The organism is Nostoc sp. JL33, assembly GCF_017114985.1.
Lineage (GTDB): Bacteria > Cyanobacteriota > Cyanobacteriia > Cyanobacteriales > Nostocaceae > Nostoc.
This window is the reverse complement of record NZ_JABXKP010000078.1, coordinates 38613-55704: the sequence shown is the minus strand read 5'-3', so window position 1 is coordinate 55704 and position 17092 is coordinate 38613. Positions and strand designations below refer to the sequence as shown.

The window sequence follows — 17092 nt, the reverse complement described above, 5'->3', positions numbered from 1 at the left end:
ATATCCCCCTTTTAACAGTTATCAGTAACTCATGTTCACTGATTTCTTGGCTCTGGCTATTTCTGATTTTTATATTTACGTGTTCTGATAATCCAGTTTAAAGGCGAGGACAAAAATCATATTATGAACATTATGACGAAAACCTTTGCAACCATTGACGGGAATGAGGCTGTCGCCCGTGTTGCTTACAAATTAAATGAAGTGATTGCCATTTATCCCATCACCCCCTCTTCAGCAATGGGTGAATGGGCAGATGCTTGGTCAGCAGAAGGTCGTCCCAATCTCTGGGGTACTGTTCCCAGCGTCGTGCAAATGCAGAGCGAGGGAGGAGCCGCAGGTGCTGTGCATGGGGCATTGCAAACAGGTTCCCTGAGTACGACTTTCACGGCATCTCAGGGATTATTGTTGATGATACCCAACTTCTACAAAATTGCTGGTGAACTGACTAGCGCCGTGGTTCACGTTGCAGCTCGCTCGTTGGCTACTCACGCTTTATCAATTTTTGGTGATCATAGCGATGTGATGGCAGCTCGTGCGACTGGTTTTGCTCTGCTGTGTTCTGCTTCGGTGCAGGAAAGTCAAGATTTTGCTCTGATCGCCCATGCTGCTACCCTAGAGACGCGAGTCTCGTTTATGCACTTCTTTGATGGTTTCCGCACCTCGCATGAAGTGCAGAAAGTCAAACTGCTCTCAGATAGCGATTTACGATCGCTGATCCACGATAACCTAATACTCGCTCACCGCAGCCGTGCGCTCACCCCAGATCGTCCAGTCTTGCGGGGTACTGCCCAAAACCCCGATGTCTACTTCCAAGGACGTGAAGGCGCTAACCTTTACTACAATGCCTGTCCAGAAATTGTCCAGCGGATCATGGATGAATTTGGAGAACGCACGGGAAGGCATTACAAAATCTATGAATATTATGGCGCTAACGATGCCGATCGCATTATCGTTATTATGGGTTCAGGCTGTGAAACCGTCCATGAAACAGTAGATTATCTTAACGCGCGTGGTGAAAAACTTGGTGTTGTAAAAGTGCGACTTTACCGCCCCTTTGATGTTCAAAGGTTTGTTGCAGTATTGCCAACTAGTGTAAAAGCGATCGCTGTTCTTGACCGCACCAAAGAAGCAGGTAGCGCCGGTGAGCCTTTATATTTAGATGTTGTGGCTGCAATTCATGAAGCGTGGGGAGATAAGGGAGCAGGGGGAGCAGGGGAGGCAGGGGAGGTAGGGGAAGAAAATACTTTTTCATACCCTAAAATTGTGGGTGGCCGTTACGGTCTTTCTTCTAAAGAATTTACTCCGGCGATGGTGAAGGGCATTTTTGATAACCTTGCCCAAGCTAAACCAAAAAATCACTTTACTATTGGGATTAATGACGACGTTAGTCATACTTCTCTAAGCTTTGACCCTAACTTTTCTACAGAATCGGATAATGTTGTTCGGGCAATGTTTTATGGGTTGGGTGCTGATGGTACAGTTGGGGCTAACAAAAACTCTATCAAGATTATTGGTGAAGAAACCGACAATTACGCCCAAGGCTACTTTGTCTTTGACTCCAAAAAATCTGGCTCAATGACCGTTTCTCACCTACGCTTCGGTAAAGAGCCAATTCGCTCCACCTATTTAATTGACCAAGCTAACTTTATTGGTTGTCATCACTGGGGTTTTCTGGAACGCATAGATATTTTGAAGGCTGCTATTCCTGGGGCGACTTTGCTGCTTAACAGTCCTTATGATGCAGATACCGTCTGGGAATATTTGCCGATGAAGGTGCAGCAGCAAATTATTGACAAGCATTTGAAGTTATACGTAATCAATGCTAGCCAGGTTGCCCGCGAAAGTGGCATGGGTGGAAGAATTAACACTATTATGCAGGTATGCTTCTTTGCCTTAGCGGGTGTCTTGCCGCAAGAAGAAGCGATCGCTAAAATCAAACAAGCGATTGACAAGACTTATGGTAAAAAAGGTGTAGAAGTTGTCCGCATGAACTTGCAAGCTGTAGACAACACCTTAGAAAACTTACATAAAGTAGATGTCCCACAGGGAATCAACAATCCAAAATCCAAAATCCAAAATCCAAAATTGCTAGACTCCGCTCCCGAATTTGTGCGGGAAGTTCTGGGCAAAATCATGGTGTGGGAAGGCGATGACTTACCTGTTAGCACACTACCCGTTGATGGCACTTTTCCCGTAGGTACTGCCAAGTGGGAAAAACGTAACGTTGCTGAAGAAATACCTGTGTGGGAGCCGGATGTCTGCGTTCAATGCGGTAAGTGCGTCATGGTTTGTCCCCATAGCGCCATCCGTGCAAAAGCTTATCAAGCAGATGAGTTAGTCAATGCACCGGGAAGCTTCAAGTCAACGGGTGCAAAAGATAAAGACTTTGCCAATCAAAAATTTACCATTCAAGTTGCCCCAGAAGATTGCACAGGATGCACTATTTGTGTAAATATTTGCCCTGCTAAAGATAAATCTGAGCCATTGCGGAAAGCGATTAATATGGCACAGCAGCTGCCTTTACAAGAGCAAGAGCGGAAAAACTGGGATTTCTTCTTAAGTTTACCCAATCCTGACAGGCGATCGCTAAAATTAAACCAGATTCGCCAACAACAACTGCAAGAACCTTTATTTGAGTTCTCTGGTGCTTGTGCAGGTTGTGGTGAGACACCTTACTTGAAATTATTAACACAATTGTTTGGCGATCGCGCCGTCATCGCCAATGCTACAGGTTGTTCTTCAATTTATGGTGGTAATCTTCCCACAACTCCTTGGACAACAAACGCCCAAGGACGCGGCCCCGCGTGGTCTAATAATCTATTTGAAGATAACGCCGAATTCGGTTTTGGCTTCCGTCTTTCTCTCGATAAACAAGCTGAGTTTGCGGCGGAATTATTGCAACAGTTGGGGAGTGAAATAGATGAAAACCTTGTCTATTCCATCCTGAAAGCTGAACAAAAATCTGAGGCTGACATTTGGGAACAGCGCGAAAGGATAGAACTGTTGCAGCAGAGGTTAGATGAAATTCTAACTCTCGATCCCAATCTAAAATCTCAAATCCAAAATCTCAAATCCCTTGCAAATTACTTGGTGAGAAAAAGCGTCTGGATTGTTGGTGGTGACGGTTGGGCTTATGATATTGACTTTGGTGGCATCGATCATGTAATTGCTAGTGGTCGAAATGTCAACATCTTAGTCATGGATACAGAAGTCTATTCTAATACAGGCGGTCAATCTTCTAAAGCTACGCCACGAGCAGCAGTTGCTAAATATGCCGCCAGTGGTAAGCCTGCACCTAAGAAAGACTTAGGGATGATTGCCATGACCTACGGAAATGTCTACGTAGCGAGTGTAGCTCTTGGTGCTAGAGATGAACATACTCTCAAAGCATTTCTGGAAGCAGAGGCTTATGATGGCCCGTCACTGATTATTGCTTACAGCCATTGCATAGCCCACGGCATTGATATGACCACAGGGATGAATCATCAAAAAACTCTGGTAGAATCAGGTCGTTGGTTGCTGTATCGGCATAATCCAGAGTTGCTCCTCCAGGGTAAAAATCCTTTGCAATTGGATATGCGATCGCCTAAGCAATCGGTAGAAGATTCGATGTATCAAGAAAATCGCTTCAAAATGCTCACTAAGAGTAAACCCGACGTTGCCAAGCACTTGTTAGAACAAGCGCAATCTGAGGTAGATGCACGTTGGCAGATGTACCAATATCTGGCAAAGCGTGATGTAGAGTGACTAATATCATGTCCGCATAATTAGTTATGCTAACCACAGTCATTACACCCCACCCCCAGCCCCTCCCCGCAAGCGGGGAGGGGAGACAAAGCGTAGCTTTGGCGGGGTGGGGTTCTTCGGGTTTAATAAGCAATCAAGCGGACATGATATAAGTTGATGAGAAACATCGTGATGTTGATGCGAAATATCGTGATGTTGATAAGAAACATCGTGATGTTGATGCGAAATATCGTGATGTTGATGCGAAATATCGTGATGTTGATGAGAAACATCGTGATGTTGATAAGAAACATCGTGATGTTGATGAGAAATATCGTGATGTTGATGAGAAACATCGTGATCTTGATAAGAAACATCGTGCTTTAAGTTCTATTAAAGACGAACTTTATCCAACAAACACGCAAATATTGGGTTTGGTTTCTCAACACAACCTATAAAATAGCACAATATCTACGATGGGCTACGCCTACGCAAAAACTTTACTTGGCAGGTCATAAAATTAACTATAACTTTACCAGAATGACGCTAACCATATTGACAATGCTTAGATATTTATAAGAGTATTTAAGTAATTTAACGGTTATGGATTTCCAAGAAATAAATTATTCAATCTTGTGGGGTGGGCATCTTGCCCGCCCAATAACCAAAGGCGGGCAAGATGCCCACCCCACAATAAATAATTGGATATTTTTTTATTTGTCAGTCCCTTATCAAAGTAATTTTTGCTTAAAAAGTCAAATTTGTTGACTAGTAGACACCAAAAGATCGGTATTAATACAATTGGTAATTGTAAGCTTTTAATTCGTGATTAAATTTTCTAATTAGGAATTACGAATTACCGCTATCGGTCGGATGTCGCAGCAAAGGGGCATCAGAGAGGGTAAGCGTGGGAATATTAATGATATGCATCTTAAGTGCTGTATTCTTGCCAAAGTAATGAAGTAGAGGTGGTGGGCAAGGAGGCATTTCATAGGAGAATCCTATTTTATTTATCAACGGTAGCGCAATCTTTATGTTTTATAGGAATCTGAATCACAAATTCTGCTCCTTCTCCTGGTGCAGAATAACACTTTAATTCCCCAGCATGTTTTGTGATAATTTGGTAGCTGATAGATAAACCTAATCCGGTGCCTTTGCCTACAGGTTTAGTACTAAAGAAGGGGTCAAAAATTTTTTCTGCAATTTTTGACTCTATCCCCGATGCATTATCAGTAATGTGAATTGCTACCCAATTATCACTAATAACCTTAGTATGAATACTAATCATAGGATTAGAGAGGAGCGCTTCCGACTCTAGGGCATCAATGGCATTTGTTATTAAATTCATAAATACCTGATTGAGTTGACCAGCATAGCATTCAATATCAGGTAATTGACCATAGTTTTTGATGACTTCAATAGCTGGGCTATCTGGTTTTGCGTTCAAGCGATTTTGCAGAATCATTAAGGTACTGTCAATACCTTCGTGAATATCTACTTTTTTAAATTCCGCTTCATCCAAACGTGAGAAATTACGTAGCAACAGCACTATTTCTCGAATACGTTTCGTCCCAATCTCCATAGATTTAAGCAGTTTAATAAAGTCTTCAGAAATAAAATTAAGATCGCTTGCTTCAATTTCTTGTTGAATTTCTTTTGGAGGATTAGGATAGTGCTGCTGATAAAGTTGTAGTAGTCGCAGTAAATCTTGGGCGTATTCAATGGCATAACCAAGATTCCCATGAATAAAGTTGACGGGGTTATTAATTTCATGTGCAACCCCAGCCACAAGTTGACCCAAACTCGACATTTTTTCACTCTGAATTAACTGTGCTTGGGACTTATGGAGTTCTTGCAGAGTGTGTTGGAGATATTGATTTTTAACCTCTTGCTCTTGTAATAATTGTTTAACTCGCTGGATTAGATTGTTCAAAGAAGTTGCTAATATCCCGACTTCATCTTTGGTTGTCACGGAGGCTTGCAGATCAAAATTTTCTTCCAAGGTAGCTTGTTGAGCTATTCTAGTCGTGGCTTCTAAAGGATGAGTAATTATCCGATTAGTGTAAATAGCTATTATAGAGGCGATCGCAACCGAAAATAACATACTCACCGCAATAATCTGGAGGCGAAGAATATCTGCTTTATTGGCATCTTTTTTTGCTGTTCTAAGTTCTTGAGAAGAAACTTCAACCTGCTTGTCCAATTTACTGGAAATACTATCCAATTTGAGTGCTAGAGGGCTATTGGTAAAATTAAAGAGTAATGTTTCACCCTTCTCGATTGCTACTGTTGATTTGAGTTTAGATAAGCCAATTTGCTCTACTGTCTGCTCTATTCCTTTCACGTATTCCTCTACAATACCTGTATTGGCTTCTATAAAATGCTTAAGAACTTGACCGTGTTCTCCGTCGATTGCTGAATTTGTAGTGATAAAATTTTTAGCTTCAGCCCAAGTCTGCTTGAGGTTAGCCAGATGTTTAAGCAAATAGGTATATTCTTGTTGAAACTCTTCTGGTTGTTGGACAAGAGAATTGAGCTTTTGTTGAGATATGCGCGACTCCAAAATATTAATTTGCAAGCGATGGAGTGAGTTTATCTCTTCCTGGCTATATTTTTCTTGCTTGTAAGCTAAATTTTGATAGTGTTCACTAATCAAAATTCCCGTTGCCGTGCCAACAACGGCAATACCTAACACTACAGTATACCCAAGGGTAATTTTTTGACCAACTTTCAGGTTGTTCAGCCACTGACTAAATTTATCTCTGCATAGCTTTAAGCTATTTAAGGGCTTGGGTGAATGGCTAGAACCATTATTCGATGAAACTAGTTGAGTTGGTAGCATCTTAATGAACCTGGATTGAATTTTGATCGCTTTAAGTTTAAGATGCCCAAATAATTTCCAATATAAGACTCATATTTGATTTTTGAAATACCCGTAGGGTGCGTTAGACGAAAGTACGGCACGACTGGAAGGTTTTGGTGCGTTACGGACTCCGTGCTAACACACCCTACATATACTCAGATTTTTTCAAAAATATAAACCGCGTAAAAAAGCTTCTTGGATAATAGACATAGGAGTGAAAAGAATGTAGAGACGTAGCATTGCTACGTCTCTACAAGGGTTCTAGATAACACATATTTAATTTCACGCCTATGTCTAATGCGATCGCGCAAGTTATGATCAAGATTACACCCACTCAATTCAAGTAGCTTTCCACGCATCTAACAAACATTTCTACACCCATTGCCAAGGCGGTTTCGTCAAAATCAAACCGGGGATGATGATGTGGATATGCTAGGTCTTTCGCTGGGTTAGCAGAACCTAAAAAGAAATAGCAACCAGGTACTTCTTGCAAGAAGAATGACATATCTTCCGCAGCCATAGTTTGGCATTCTGGTACAATCCCCATCGGGGTTTCTACCACTTCTTCTGCTACAGTTCGCACCAATTCTGCCATCTTAATATCATTTATGACTGGTGGATAAAGTGACCAATATTCTAAGTCATAATTCGCACCTTGACTTTGACAAATTCCGGCAATAATCTGCTCGACGCGCTGATGAAAAAAGCCTTTAAAACTAGGATTAAAATACCTAACAGTGGCACTCATTCTCGCTGTATCAGCAATCACATTCCGCTTGGTTCCAGCATGAAGTTCGCCCACCGTTACCACAGCTGAATCGATGGGATTAACATTCCGAGCGACAATGGTTTGCAAAGCATTTACGATTTGGGCAGCAACCACAACGGAGTCAACAGTTTGATGGGGTAGTGCGCCGTGTCCACCTTTGCCCAAAATTGTGCAGTTAAAGCACTCCACAGCTGCCATCAACGCCCCAGCCCGCACACCCACTGTTCCCAAGGGCAAATTATTCCACAAGTGCAAACCAATAATCGCGTCAACATCAGGATTTTTCAGAACTCCAGCTTCAATCATCGGCTTTGCGCCTCCTGGTGATTCTTCTGCTGGCTGAAAGATAATTTTCACGGTACCAGAGAAATCTTGGCGATGCTGCTGGAGATGGTAAGCTGTGCCTAAAGCGATCGCAGTATGTCCATCATGTCCACAAGCGTGCATCACTCCATCATGCTGCGATTTGTACGGCACTTCGTTGAGTTCTTGGATTGGCAAAGCATCCATATCTGCCCGAATCGCTAAAACTTGGGAAGTCGGGAGTGGGGAGTCGGGAGTGGGGAGTTTGTTGCCTTTGATGGTGGCAACAATGCCAGTGTGGGCAATGCCAGTTTGATGCTCAATTCCCCATTCTTGCAGCTTTTGTGATACAAACTCAGCCGTCAGTTTTTCTTGAAAACCCAACTCTGGTTGTTGATGCAATCGCCGCCGCCACTCTACCAATTGCGGTTGCAATGAACGGATTGCCAGTCGGATGCGAGATAGGTCAACAGAAGAGGGATTGGGAAAGGTAGAAACCATTATGAAGACAAACTAGTTTAAGTACAGCTAATGCAAGTTTATTCTCCCAGTTTATCGTAGGGAATGGGGAAGAATCACAATAGACATAGGAGTGAAAAAGAATTGTTTTGACGTAGCAGTGCAATGTAGAGACGTAGCAGTGCTACGTCTCTACAAGGGTTTTGGGTAACGCATATCTAATTTCTGGAGATGTCTAATGTTCTTAATCAATCAATTCACAAGACTTTCAGATTTGGGGAAGTGCGAGTGGAAAGCGCTATTTTTTTTTCGGCTGGCTTTTCTAAGAAGTTTTCCGATAGTAATTTGGTCAAGGCATCGGGGTGTAGTTGCCAATTTAATAATCCAGATAACCCCATGACCAAGCCAAATATAGTTGGAAGCAAGGCGAGGTAGAACAACCATTTTTTCTGAGATAGAGATGTGATGGCAAATAGCGAGACAGAAAGCGATAAGGAGGCATCAGCTAGGTCAAACTGGTCGTCATGGTAATTAAGCTGGTCATAGGTTGTTTGATCTTTTTCGGCAACTAGCTTCTGTTCCTGCTTTTTCTGGTCTTCTTGATCAGCCAATACTTGATAAGCCGCAATCTGTTTTTCATAGTCAGCCCTGACAGCAGAAGATTGAGAAACAGATTGTAATTTCAGTTGAGTCACATTTGATTTGGCTATTTCTTCACGAATATTACGAGACTGGTATAACGCCCAATCATCAATTTTATTTGCTTGAGCTTGCTGCATTGCCTGAACCAGATTATCGTCTTTGACATTGCAGATTCCCATAAAGGTTGCAATCAATGCAACTGCAATTGCAACAGCACTATTTAGACTACTTTTGCGTTTTTCACGGTTAGCTGACGTTTCGGGTTCATCGTCTTCCGGCTCAACCGAGTCAATCGGGTTTATGTCCATATCGTCATACCAATTTCATTTCAAGATAAAACAAGGGTTTCAGTGCCGAAAAACTTTTGGATTATTCATATAATACCGATGATCCTAGTTTTCTGTTCTGATGCTATTAATACCCCATTATCATTTAAAATCAATTTTGCAACCAACCAGCCATCACAGCAACTATCAAAAATACACCCATCGCCAAGCGGTAGAAAATAAAAATCAAGGTACTGTGTTTTTCCAGGTAGCGTAGGAGTCCCCAAATTGCCAGAAAAGCGGAAATGCTGGCGGAGATTAAGCCCACCAACAAAGTCAACCAACCAGCCACACTCAGTCCGGCTTTCGTAAGAGTGTGGAGTTCTACAGCACCTGCCAAAATCACGGCTGGTAAGCCCAACAAAAAAGAAAAGCGGGCAGATGTCTCCCGTTTCATGCCCAAAAATAACCCGGCGGTGAGAGTGGAACCGGAGCGAGAAACGCCAGGGATGAGGGCAAAAGCTTGAGCAACCCCTACCCAAATGCCATCCCAGAGGGTGAGGTTGTCGAAAGTGCGATCGCGTCCTCCGCGTTTTTCGGCGATCGCCAGCAATCCTGACATAATAATTGAAGCCGCACCGATAACTACTAACCCTCGTATTGGTGAGTTGCAGGCGTTAAGAATTGGTTTGAGTAGCACACCAGCCACAGCAATGGGAAAAGTTCCTATCAATAAACCTAACATCAGTTGCAAAGAACTAGATTGATAGTCTTGTCTGCTAATTGCTCTAACTGTCTCCCCGGTTAATTTTTTTAAGTCTTGCCAAAAATAGACTAAAACAGCAGTCAAGCTAGCTAACTGCATTGCTGCCGAAAAAGCAGACCCCGGATCTTTCAGTCCTAGTAAAGTTGGCACTATCCGCAAATGAGCAGTACTGCTAATTGGCAGTAGTTCTGTAATTCCCTGAACGATGCCTAAAATAATCACGTCAATCCAGCTAAAGTTAGCAAAGTCTAGATTTACTTCGCTACCGTTGCCACAGACTGCACTCGCCACCGCCAAAGAAAGCATCATGATATCAGGCGTAAATAATTTACTTTTAATCAAATATCGACAGATTAACTTATGCCAGTGACGTTTTTGTGACTAAGATATGCCACTTGGATGGCATTTCATACAATACACTGGTATCGTGTGTTAGCGCAGCGTGTTGTCACCCAAGGAAATACCATTTGGTAATTCTAAAAACGTCTTTAACATTCATATTTGGCACAGACAAAAGCTGCTAATGAAGTGGTGTTTTAGCCCTAAACATGAAATAAGGCAGGTAAATCCTGCCTTGTGTGTCACTAGAGTTAGGGTTAATTTCATCCTTACTCACCATTGCACGTCTTATTGACAAAGCTATTACCAAGTTATGTCAGAACTGTGACTGCACCAGTTGTAAACAGGGCTTATACCGTTTTACTTTAATACTGATCGCGCCACGGAGAGCGAGTCTGCGTACTCATACAGAGAAGCTACGCGTAGCGTCTGGTAGAGAGCGTCTTGATTCTGATTCCTGAATTCTGACGAATGTATTCTTCTTCAATGCGAATAGAGCAAAACGGAATAAAGCGATCGCAAGGGTTGGGATAGTATGATTGTGGTTTTGTATTACTAATGGTATTAGAGATGATGCCTCAATTTGAATACAGCACTCTTGCCCATCCACAGGATATTAAACAGCTTGGAACTATCTTTGAGCAGTGTTTCATCAGTGGGCTTGGTGGCGAGGAAGCTTACATTAATCTGCTTGGCGTAGAAAACTTCCGCATTATTCGTGAGTCAGAACAGTTAGTTGGTGGATTGGCAACTCTGGATATGGGCCAATGGTGGGGTGGTGTGCGTGTACCAATGACAGGAATTGCCGTAGTGGGCATTGCTCCAGAGTATCGCGGTTCGGGAGCTGCGATCGCTCTCATGCAGCACACCCTCAAAGAACTTTATGCTAGAGGTATACCGCTCTCTGCTCTTTATCCAGCAGCTCAAGGCTTGTATCGAAAAGTCGGGTATGAGCAAGGGGGTAGCTGGTGTAATTGGGAAGTTCCGACTAAAAGTATCCAATTGCGGGAGCAACCCTTACCTTTGCAACCAATATTTCCAATCAATCATCAAGTCTTTCACAAACTATATCAGCAGCAGGCCAAATTAACGCATGGATATTTAGACCGACATCCCGCAATCTGGGAGCGCTTAATCCAGCCAGATGAGAAGGAAACATTTTACGCATATTTTATCGGTACAAAAGAGAAACCCGAAGGCTACATCCTCTTTAGCCAACATTCAACAGAAGATGGTGCAATCCTGCGGATAAAGGATTGGGTAATTCTCACAGTTGCGGCTGCACAAACATTCTGGTCTTTTCTTGCCAGTCATCGCTCCCAAATTGAGCAGGTGCGATGGAGGAGTTCTGTAACCGATTCCTTGACATTGCTGCTACCAGAGCAAACTGCCAAACTTAAGAATACAATGCGTTGGATGCTGCGGGTAGTAGATGTAGTCAAGGCGCTGGAGATGCGGGGTTATCCATCGGGAATTGAAACTGAACTGCACTTAGATATTCAAGATAATTTGCTAGATGCAAACAATGGTAAATTCATTCTTTCTGTCGCCAATGGACGCGGTGAAGTTACAAAAGGTGGAAAAGGTGAGTTGCAGTTAGATGTCCGAGAACTAGCACCAATATATACAAGCTTGTTCGCTCCCTACCATTTGCAAATAGCCGGAAAACTGCATGGGACAGAAACAGCTATTTCAGCAGCTACGCAAATATTTGCAGGTAGTTCTCCTTGGGTGGCTGATTTTTTTTAACATGAGATGTCAACGAACCTCTATGCGAGTTGAACTTTAGTTCAAGCCTGTTCCTCTAAGAGGTAGGGACGGTTTTGCGTAGTCATATCATGTTCGCCGTGTTGCGATATGTCATTGCGAACGGAACGAAGTGCAGTGAAGCAATCTCAACACCTTTGCGATTGCTTCGCTTCGCTCGCAATGACAATTGTTCAACCGGACATGATATCAAATCACAGAGAGGGATGTCCGTCTCCCAAGGGTGAGGTTTTTGTTTCAAAAACCAATACCTCACAACTGATGCGTATTATCCTGTTTTCATTTTGTTGTTGAGGAAAAGTGGGAATTTTAGATTAGTAACAAATAGCTTGCAATTGTTTTTAGTTTTACTGTCGCCAAAAAGGCGTAAGCACCATCGAGAGATTGACGCTTACACTCAGCAAATACAAATATGGGCTTTATCTTCTTAAGTTGACACCAATGAGCTTTTTCTGTGCCCCTACGAGAAATCTATATGTATCAGGGTTTGTGTGAAATGGTATTAGGTAGAGCTTTGCGTAAAAACGTAGCGTTTTTAATGCAGGGGAACACATTAACAATGCAAGCCGATGCATTGGCATTGCATTGAGATGCATTAACAATGCAAGTCGATGCATTAACAATGCCAGCTTACACATTGTTAATGCAAGCCGATGCATTAATAATGCAAGCCGATGCATTAATAATGCCAGCTTACGCATTAACATTGCAGGTTATTGCTAAATTTAATTTGCTACGAATTAATGAAATGCTGTACTTAGGCGATCGCTACCATCAGTTGCTCAAGTCTTATCTAAGTAAACCAAAAAGTTCTTCTCCCAAGAGCCATGCCTGGGTTGGGCTACGCCTACGCAATCATACCCAATACTTCTCTACGAGAGGCTGCGCCAACGACTTCTCTACGAGACGCTCTGCGCGTTCGCTCAGTACAAGTGCCCAATGCCCAATTTAAAGTGTCAGTGTTTCCCAATCTAAATCTGATGCTATTTGAGCAAGTTTATCTAAATCAGTCAGGTTATCTAAATAAGGTAAGCAGCCTAAAACTGGCGTGTTAGTGAGTGATTGAATCAATTGCTGTGGTGTCCAGTCAGCTATTTCTGCATCCGTTCGGGGTTGTACGCAGTTTAAAACAATGCCTTTGAGATTGACGCGTGATTGTCTCGCTAATGCTACATTCGCCACTGCTTGAGCGATCGCACCCAATCTAACTGGTACTACCAATACCGTTGGTAAACGCCATTCTGCCGCTAAATCGGCTACGGTTAATTCCTCAGTTACTGGCGAACCTAATCCTCCCAAGGCTTCTACAAGCACAAAATCACGATGCGATCGCAACTTAGACAAAGCTTGCCACACAAGTGCTAAATCTACTCGGCGATTTTCCCGTGCTGCTGCGATCGGAGGGGCTAAAGGTGCTTCAAAGTACAAAGGTGTAATTTCTTCTGGGGATTGTTCTAGTGTAAATAGCTTTTGATACCACTCGCGATCGCCAATTCCCGATTGAATCGGTTTCATGATTCCCCAGCTACGCTGCGGGTAATATTTTTGCCAATAGGCTGCTAACGCTGTTGTTAAAACAGTTTTACCTGCTTCGGTATCAGTTCCAGTAATCAGTAGTGTGTTTAACATTAATTTCTTTGGCCAGAAAATGGTTGTGTTCCATCAGCCGGCGGAAAAGTTGGCGTTTCACCACTCGGAGGAAATGGGGTGGGTGTTTCTGTCGGAATTGGGAAGGGTGTTTCTGTTGGAATTGGCAGGGGTGTTTCTGTTGGAATTGGCAGGGGTGTTTCTGTCGGAATTGGCAGGGGTGTTTCTGTCGGAATTGGGGTAGGTGTTTCTGTCGGTGTTGGTTTGACTGGTTTTTCTAATGCAACATTCAGATTGTAATTGCTTTCGGCAATTCCTGAAAGCAGTGTTAATTCAATAGTATATCTACCAGTAACCAGCAATGTACTTTCATAGGATGTTACTTGCTGGGCATTATTAATTGGTTGTTGATTGGGACTTAAGACTGTTAGCAAAACGCTGCTTCCTGGGTCAATAAACGCAGTTAACTTGTCACCTTCCTCCCCAAAAAAAGTGTACCGGATTATTTGATTTGTTTTGAGAGTATCTGTAACCGTGGTTGGGTTAGATGCTCTAAGATTGAGCCGCCTACTAGATACAACAGGTTGCTCGTTGGTGGGTGTGGGTGTGGATGTGAATGTAGTACCACCAGAAATCACTGGTGAAGGGAAATTTTGTGGAAGCGTCTGTGTTGGTGGTGTTTTCGGCTGACTGCGGATAGAACTTACCAGTGCCCAAGAACCAAATCCGGCTATGATCACTACAGCGCTACCAATTGCGGCGATCGCTAAAGGATTATCCAAAACTGAGCTAGTACTACTTGGTGGAATCACAGGATCGGGTTGTTTCTTCTTGGGCGAAGCTGCTGATGGTACTACCCCAGCACGGCGACCAACAGCCATTGTTTGCAAGTTCGATACATCGGGGGTAGGAATACTGGGTTGAGCCAGAGATTGCAGTGCTTGGGATACACTAGCAGCACTTTGGTAGCGATCGCTCGGTAGATGATTCAACATTCGATTCAAAACCAGGGCAAATCGCGGATTAACTTTTACCCACCGTTGCCAATTCCAAGTTAGTTGGTTTTCGTCAAATAGATCCCTTGGTTCTTTACCAGTCAGCAAAACAATCGCACTTACCGCTAATGCATACAAATCACTACTAGGATAAGCTCCCCCTGTTTGCATTTGTTCAATAGGAGAGTAGCCTAATTTTCCTACAGTGGTTTCTGGCATTGCACTCTCTGGCGATCGTAAACGTGTTGCTAGTTCCTTTACCACCCCAAAGTCAATTAACACAGGTTTAGCGTCACTATCTCGCAAAATAATATTTTCTGGCGAGATATCCCGGTGAATAATCCCTCGACTGTGAATATGCTCTAAAACAGGCAACAATAACTCTATCAGCTGCAATACTTCAGCCTCTGTGAAGGTTTGACCCACAGCTTGACGTTCAGCCAGCAGAGTTCGGTACGTTTGACCTGCAACGTAGTCCTCCACCAAAAATAAGCGTTGGTCTTGCTCAAATCTTTCCCGGAATTTAGGTACTTGTGGGTGTTGTATTTGATATAAAATGGCAGCTTCACGCCCAAAAAGCTCTTGTGCCTTCTCCCAAGCCAAAGCCGACCTTGCTGTTGAAATCAATTCCTTGATCGCGCAAAGTTCGTTAAAGCGCCTCTGGTCTTCTGCCAGATAGGTTCTACCAAATCCTCCTTGTCCGAGAATTTGAATTATCCGGTAACGGTTTTGCAAGAGGGTGCCAACTGTAATGGGTGGTTCCATGAGCGATTGATTGAGTGTAGTAGGAACTGAAAAGGAAGTCACCCACTAAGATTAAGCCCAAGAGGCGACGGACAGTTACCTGCGGCAATATTCTACTATACCCAACGGGCACATCCCATTCCCACAATAACAAGGCTGTTTCATACTTTATAACTTAAGAGTCTTCAATCCCCAATTCAAGTTCTCTTCTTGGGAAAACGATAGATTTTGAAATATGCAAAACTAACTTCAGAATCCAGGTTATATAAATTACTCATCTCTTTTTCAATTAATCCTTTGGGAAATAGATAATCACGATTAACTACGATCAAAACTGTATCCGCACTATTTGTTAATTTTTGAATTTTTCCTGCCATATTTTCATTCGTAATCCCCTTTTTTAACTGATCCCCTAACTTCCTTCCATCCAGACTTAGAGTGTCACCGTAGTATCTAAATAATCTGGGATTGCCAAATAAAAATACAGATTGTGTAGAAGAGGAACGATTTTTTATAATGTACTGGACAGCAGAACGGTAGTCATCTTTCTGATAGTTTTCATTGAAGTAGTAGTTAAAAAGAGAATAAATATTCAGAACTATCAGAGAGATCACAGCAATTTTAGCCAACTGAGATACTCCATAACGCTTTGAGCTAATACCAGGTCTTAAACTCAAAGCTGATGGGATAAGCATGGCAAGTGGTAACCAAAGATAATAAGAGTGACGCGGCACCCAATTAAGTTTGGTGACTATAGCTAAGAGCAATCCTAGTAAAAATGCCATGACAATAAGGGAAGCAAAGAAGTAATCAGGATGCTTCTCTCTGTTATTTTTTTTGTGTCTCAATAAAACTTTTATTAAAGCCAGAAAAATTACAGTACCGACAATCAACAATAAAAATATTTGAGGCCAGTAATGAAGCATAACCTGTACTCTATCATTGCCGCGCAACTGCTCCATTGAAGGGCCATACGTTGTCCCCACTAAAATTCCATGTAACACAAAAATAATATTTTGAATTATCGGGAGTCCCAAGCGAGAAACTGAAATGCTTTCCGGATCAGTTGCTCCAGGTAAAGTCAGGTAATATAAAATTGGCGGTAAAGATAAAAAGGCAGCAGGAAGCCACCATTGCAGCCATTGCCTTAAATTTCTATAGATTGCAATATGAGATAAACATAGAGCTGTAGTGGAAAAGCAGAAGTTAATATTAGTAAAAATTCCTATGGCAGTAAAAATACTGAATAACCATATTGAAATACCTTGATTACCTTCATTTTTAACTAATACTGTGGTAAAGAAATATAGTTGAAGTGAAGCTATAAACATTGCTAAGGCATAAATTCTTGCTTCTTGGCTGTAGTAAACACAGAAGGAGCTAAATGTCAGGATTAGCAGAGACCATAAAGCGTGCTTTTTTCCATATATCCGCAAAGCAGTAAAGAATATAACGATACTTGAGCCAATTCCTAAAATAGCAGAGAGTGAGCGAAGGGCAAATTCACTTTCACCAAATACCTGACGCCACAAAAATAGAACTATAAAGTACAGTGGTTGAAATCTATCACTATTTCCTATGTATCTTACTTTGGCAATGCTCTCTTGAAGCGTCGAGACATCGGAATTAGTTAAACTCAAACCCTCATCATACCAAAGACTCTGCTTTGAGAGCATAAAGAAGCGGAGAATAACACTCAAAGAAATCACTATGAAAACAAAGAGATAATATTTTGACCATCTCTGATTTTGCATTTTTATCATAATTTTATTTCTTCTGCATAACACTATAGGAACTATTGCGGCATACCTTCTTTTATCCCAACTTGCGGGACAATGAATCTGGCAAATGCTTCAGAATAATGTA

At 42.3% G+C, this 17092-nt stretch carries 11 protein-coding genes; 3 read left to right on the top strand and 8 right to left on the bottom strand.

Going from position 1 to position 17092, the window contains the following annotated elements; translation table 11 throughout:
- Positions 1–132 precede the first annotated feature (132 nt).
- Positions 133–3747, top strand: a complete 3615-nt coding sequence (nifJ, locus tag HWQ23_RS22950; RefSeq protein ID WP_292833296.1) for a pyruvate:ferredoxin (flavodoxin) oxidoreductase — start codon at positions 133–135, stop codon at positions 3745–3747.
- Positions 3748–3869: 122 nt separating this feature from the next.
- Here nifJ and HWQ23_RS22945 read toward each other — a convergent pair whose 3' ends face one another.
- The 5 genes from HWQ23_RS22945 to HWQ23_RS22925 all read right to left on the bottom strand — a co-directional run bounded on the left by HWQ23_RS22945 (position 3870) and on the right by HWQ23_RS22925 (position 10103).
- Complete coding sequence (locus tag HWQ23_RS22945) at positions 3870–4103, bottom strand: hypothetical protein (RefSeq protein ID WP_292833293.1); 234 nt, start codon at positions 4101–4103, stop codon at positions 3870–3872.
- Positions 4104–4732: 629 nt separating this feature from the next.
- Positions 4733–6568, bottom strand: a complete 1836-nt coding sequence (locus HWQ23_RS22940; protein ID WP_292833290.1) for a sensor histidine kinase — start codon at positions 6566–6568, stop codon at positions 4733–4735.
- A gap of 355 nt (positions 6569–6923) precedes the next feature.
- A complete protein-coding gene (locus HWQ23_RS22935; protein WP_292833287.1) occupies positions 6924–8162 on the bottom strand; it encodes a M20 metallopeptidase family protein in 1239 nt (412 codons plus the stop codon).
- A gap of 215 nt (positions 8163–8377) precedes the next feature.
- Positions 8378–9070, bottom strand: a complete 693-nt coding sequence (locus HWQ23_RS22930) for a DUF4337 domain-containing protein (protein WP_292833284.1) — start codon at positions 9068–9070, stop codon at positions 8378–8380.
- 130 nt (positions 9071–9200) lie between these two features.
- Positions 9201–10103 (bottom strand): undecaprenyl-diphosphate phosphatase, encoded by a 903-nt coding sequence (locus tag HWQ23_RS22925; RefSeq protein ID WP_292833282.1) that lies wholly within the window; start codon positions 10101–10103, stop codon positions 9201–9203.
- Positions 10104–10703: 600 nt separating this feature from the next.
- Here HWQ23_RS22925 and HWQ23_RS22920 point away from each other — a divergent pair.
- Complete coding sequence (locus tag HWQ23_RS22920; RefSeq protein ID WP_292833279.1) at positions 10704–11882, top strand: GNAT family N-acetyltransferase; 1179 nt, start codon at positions 10704–10706, stop codon at positions 11880–11882.
- 619 nt (positions 11883–12501) lie between these two features.
- Entirely contained in the window at positions 12502–12852 is a 351-nt protein-coding gene (locus tag HWQ23_RS22915) for a hypothetical protein (protein WP_292833276.1), read from the top strand.
- Here HWQ23_RS22915 and bioD read toward each other — a convergent pair.
- The 3 genes from bioD to HWQ23_RS22900 form a co-directional block, all read right to left on the bottom strand.
- Complete coding sequence (gene bioD / locus HWQ23_RS22910; protein ID WP_292833273.1) at positions 12849–13529, bottom strand: dethiobiotin synthase; 681 nt, start codon at positions 13527–13529, stop codon at positions 12849–12851. The genes HWQ23_RS22915 and bioD overlap by 4 nt on opposite strands.
- On the bottom strand, positions 13529–15247 hold the full coding sequence (locus HWQ23_RS22905) for a serine/threonine protein kinase (protein WP_292833269.1): 1719 nt from the start codon (positions 15245–15247) through the stop codon (positions 13529–13531). The genes bioD and HWQ23_RS22905 overlap by 1 nt, the downstream gene beginning before the upstream one ends.
- A gap of 176 nt (positions 15248–15423) precedes the next feature.
- Entirely contained in the window at positions 15424–16989 is a 1566-nt protein-coding gene (locus HWQ23_RS22900; RefSeq protein WP_292833266.1) for a glycosyltransferase family 39 protein, read from the bottom strand.
- Positions 16990–17092 lie beyond the last annotated feature (103 nt).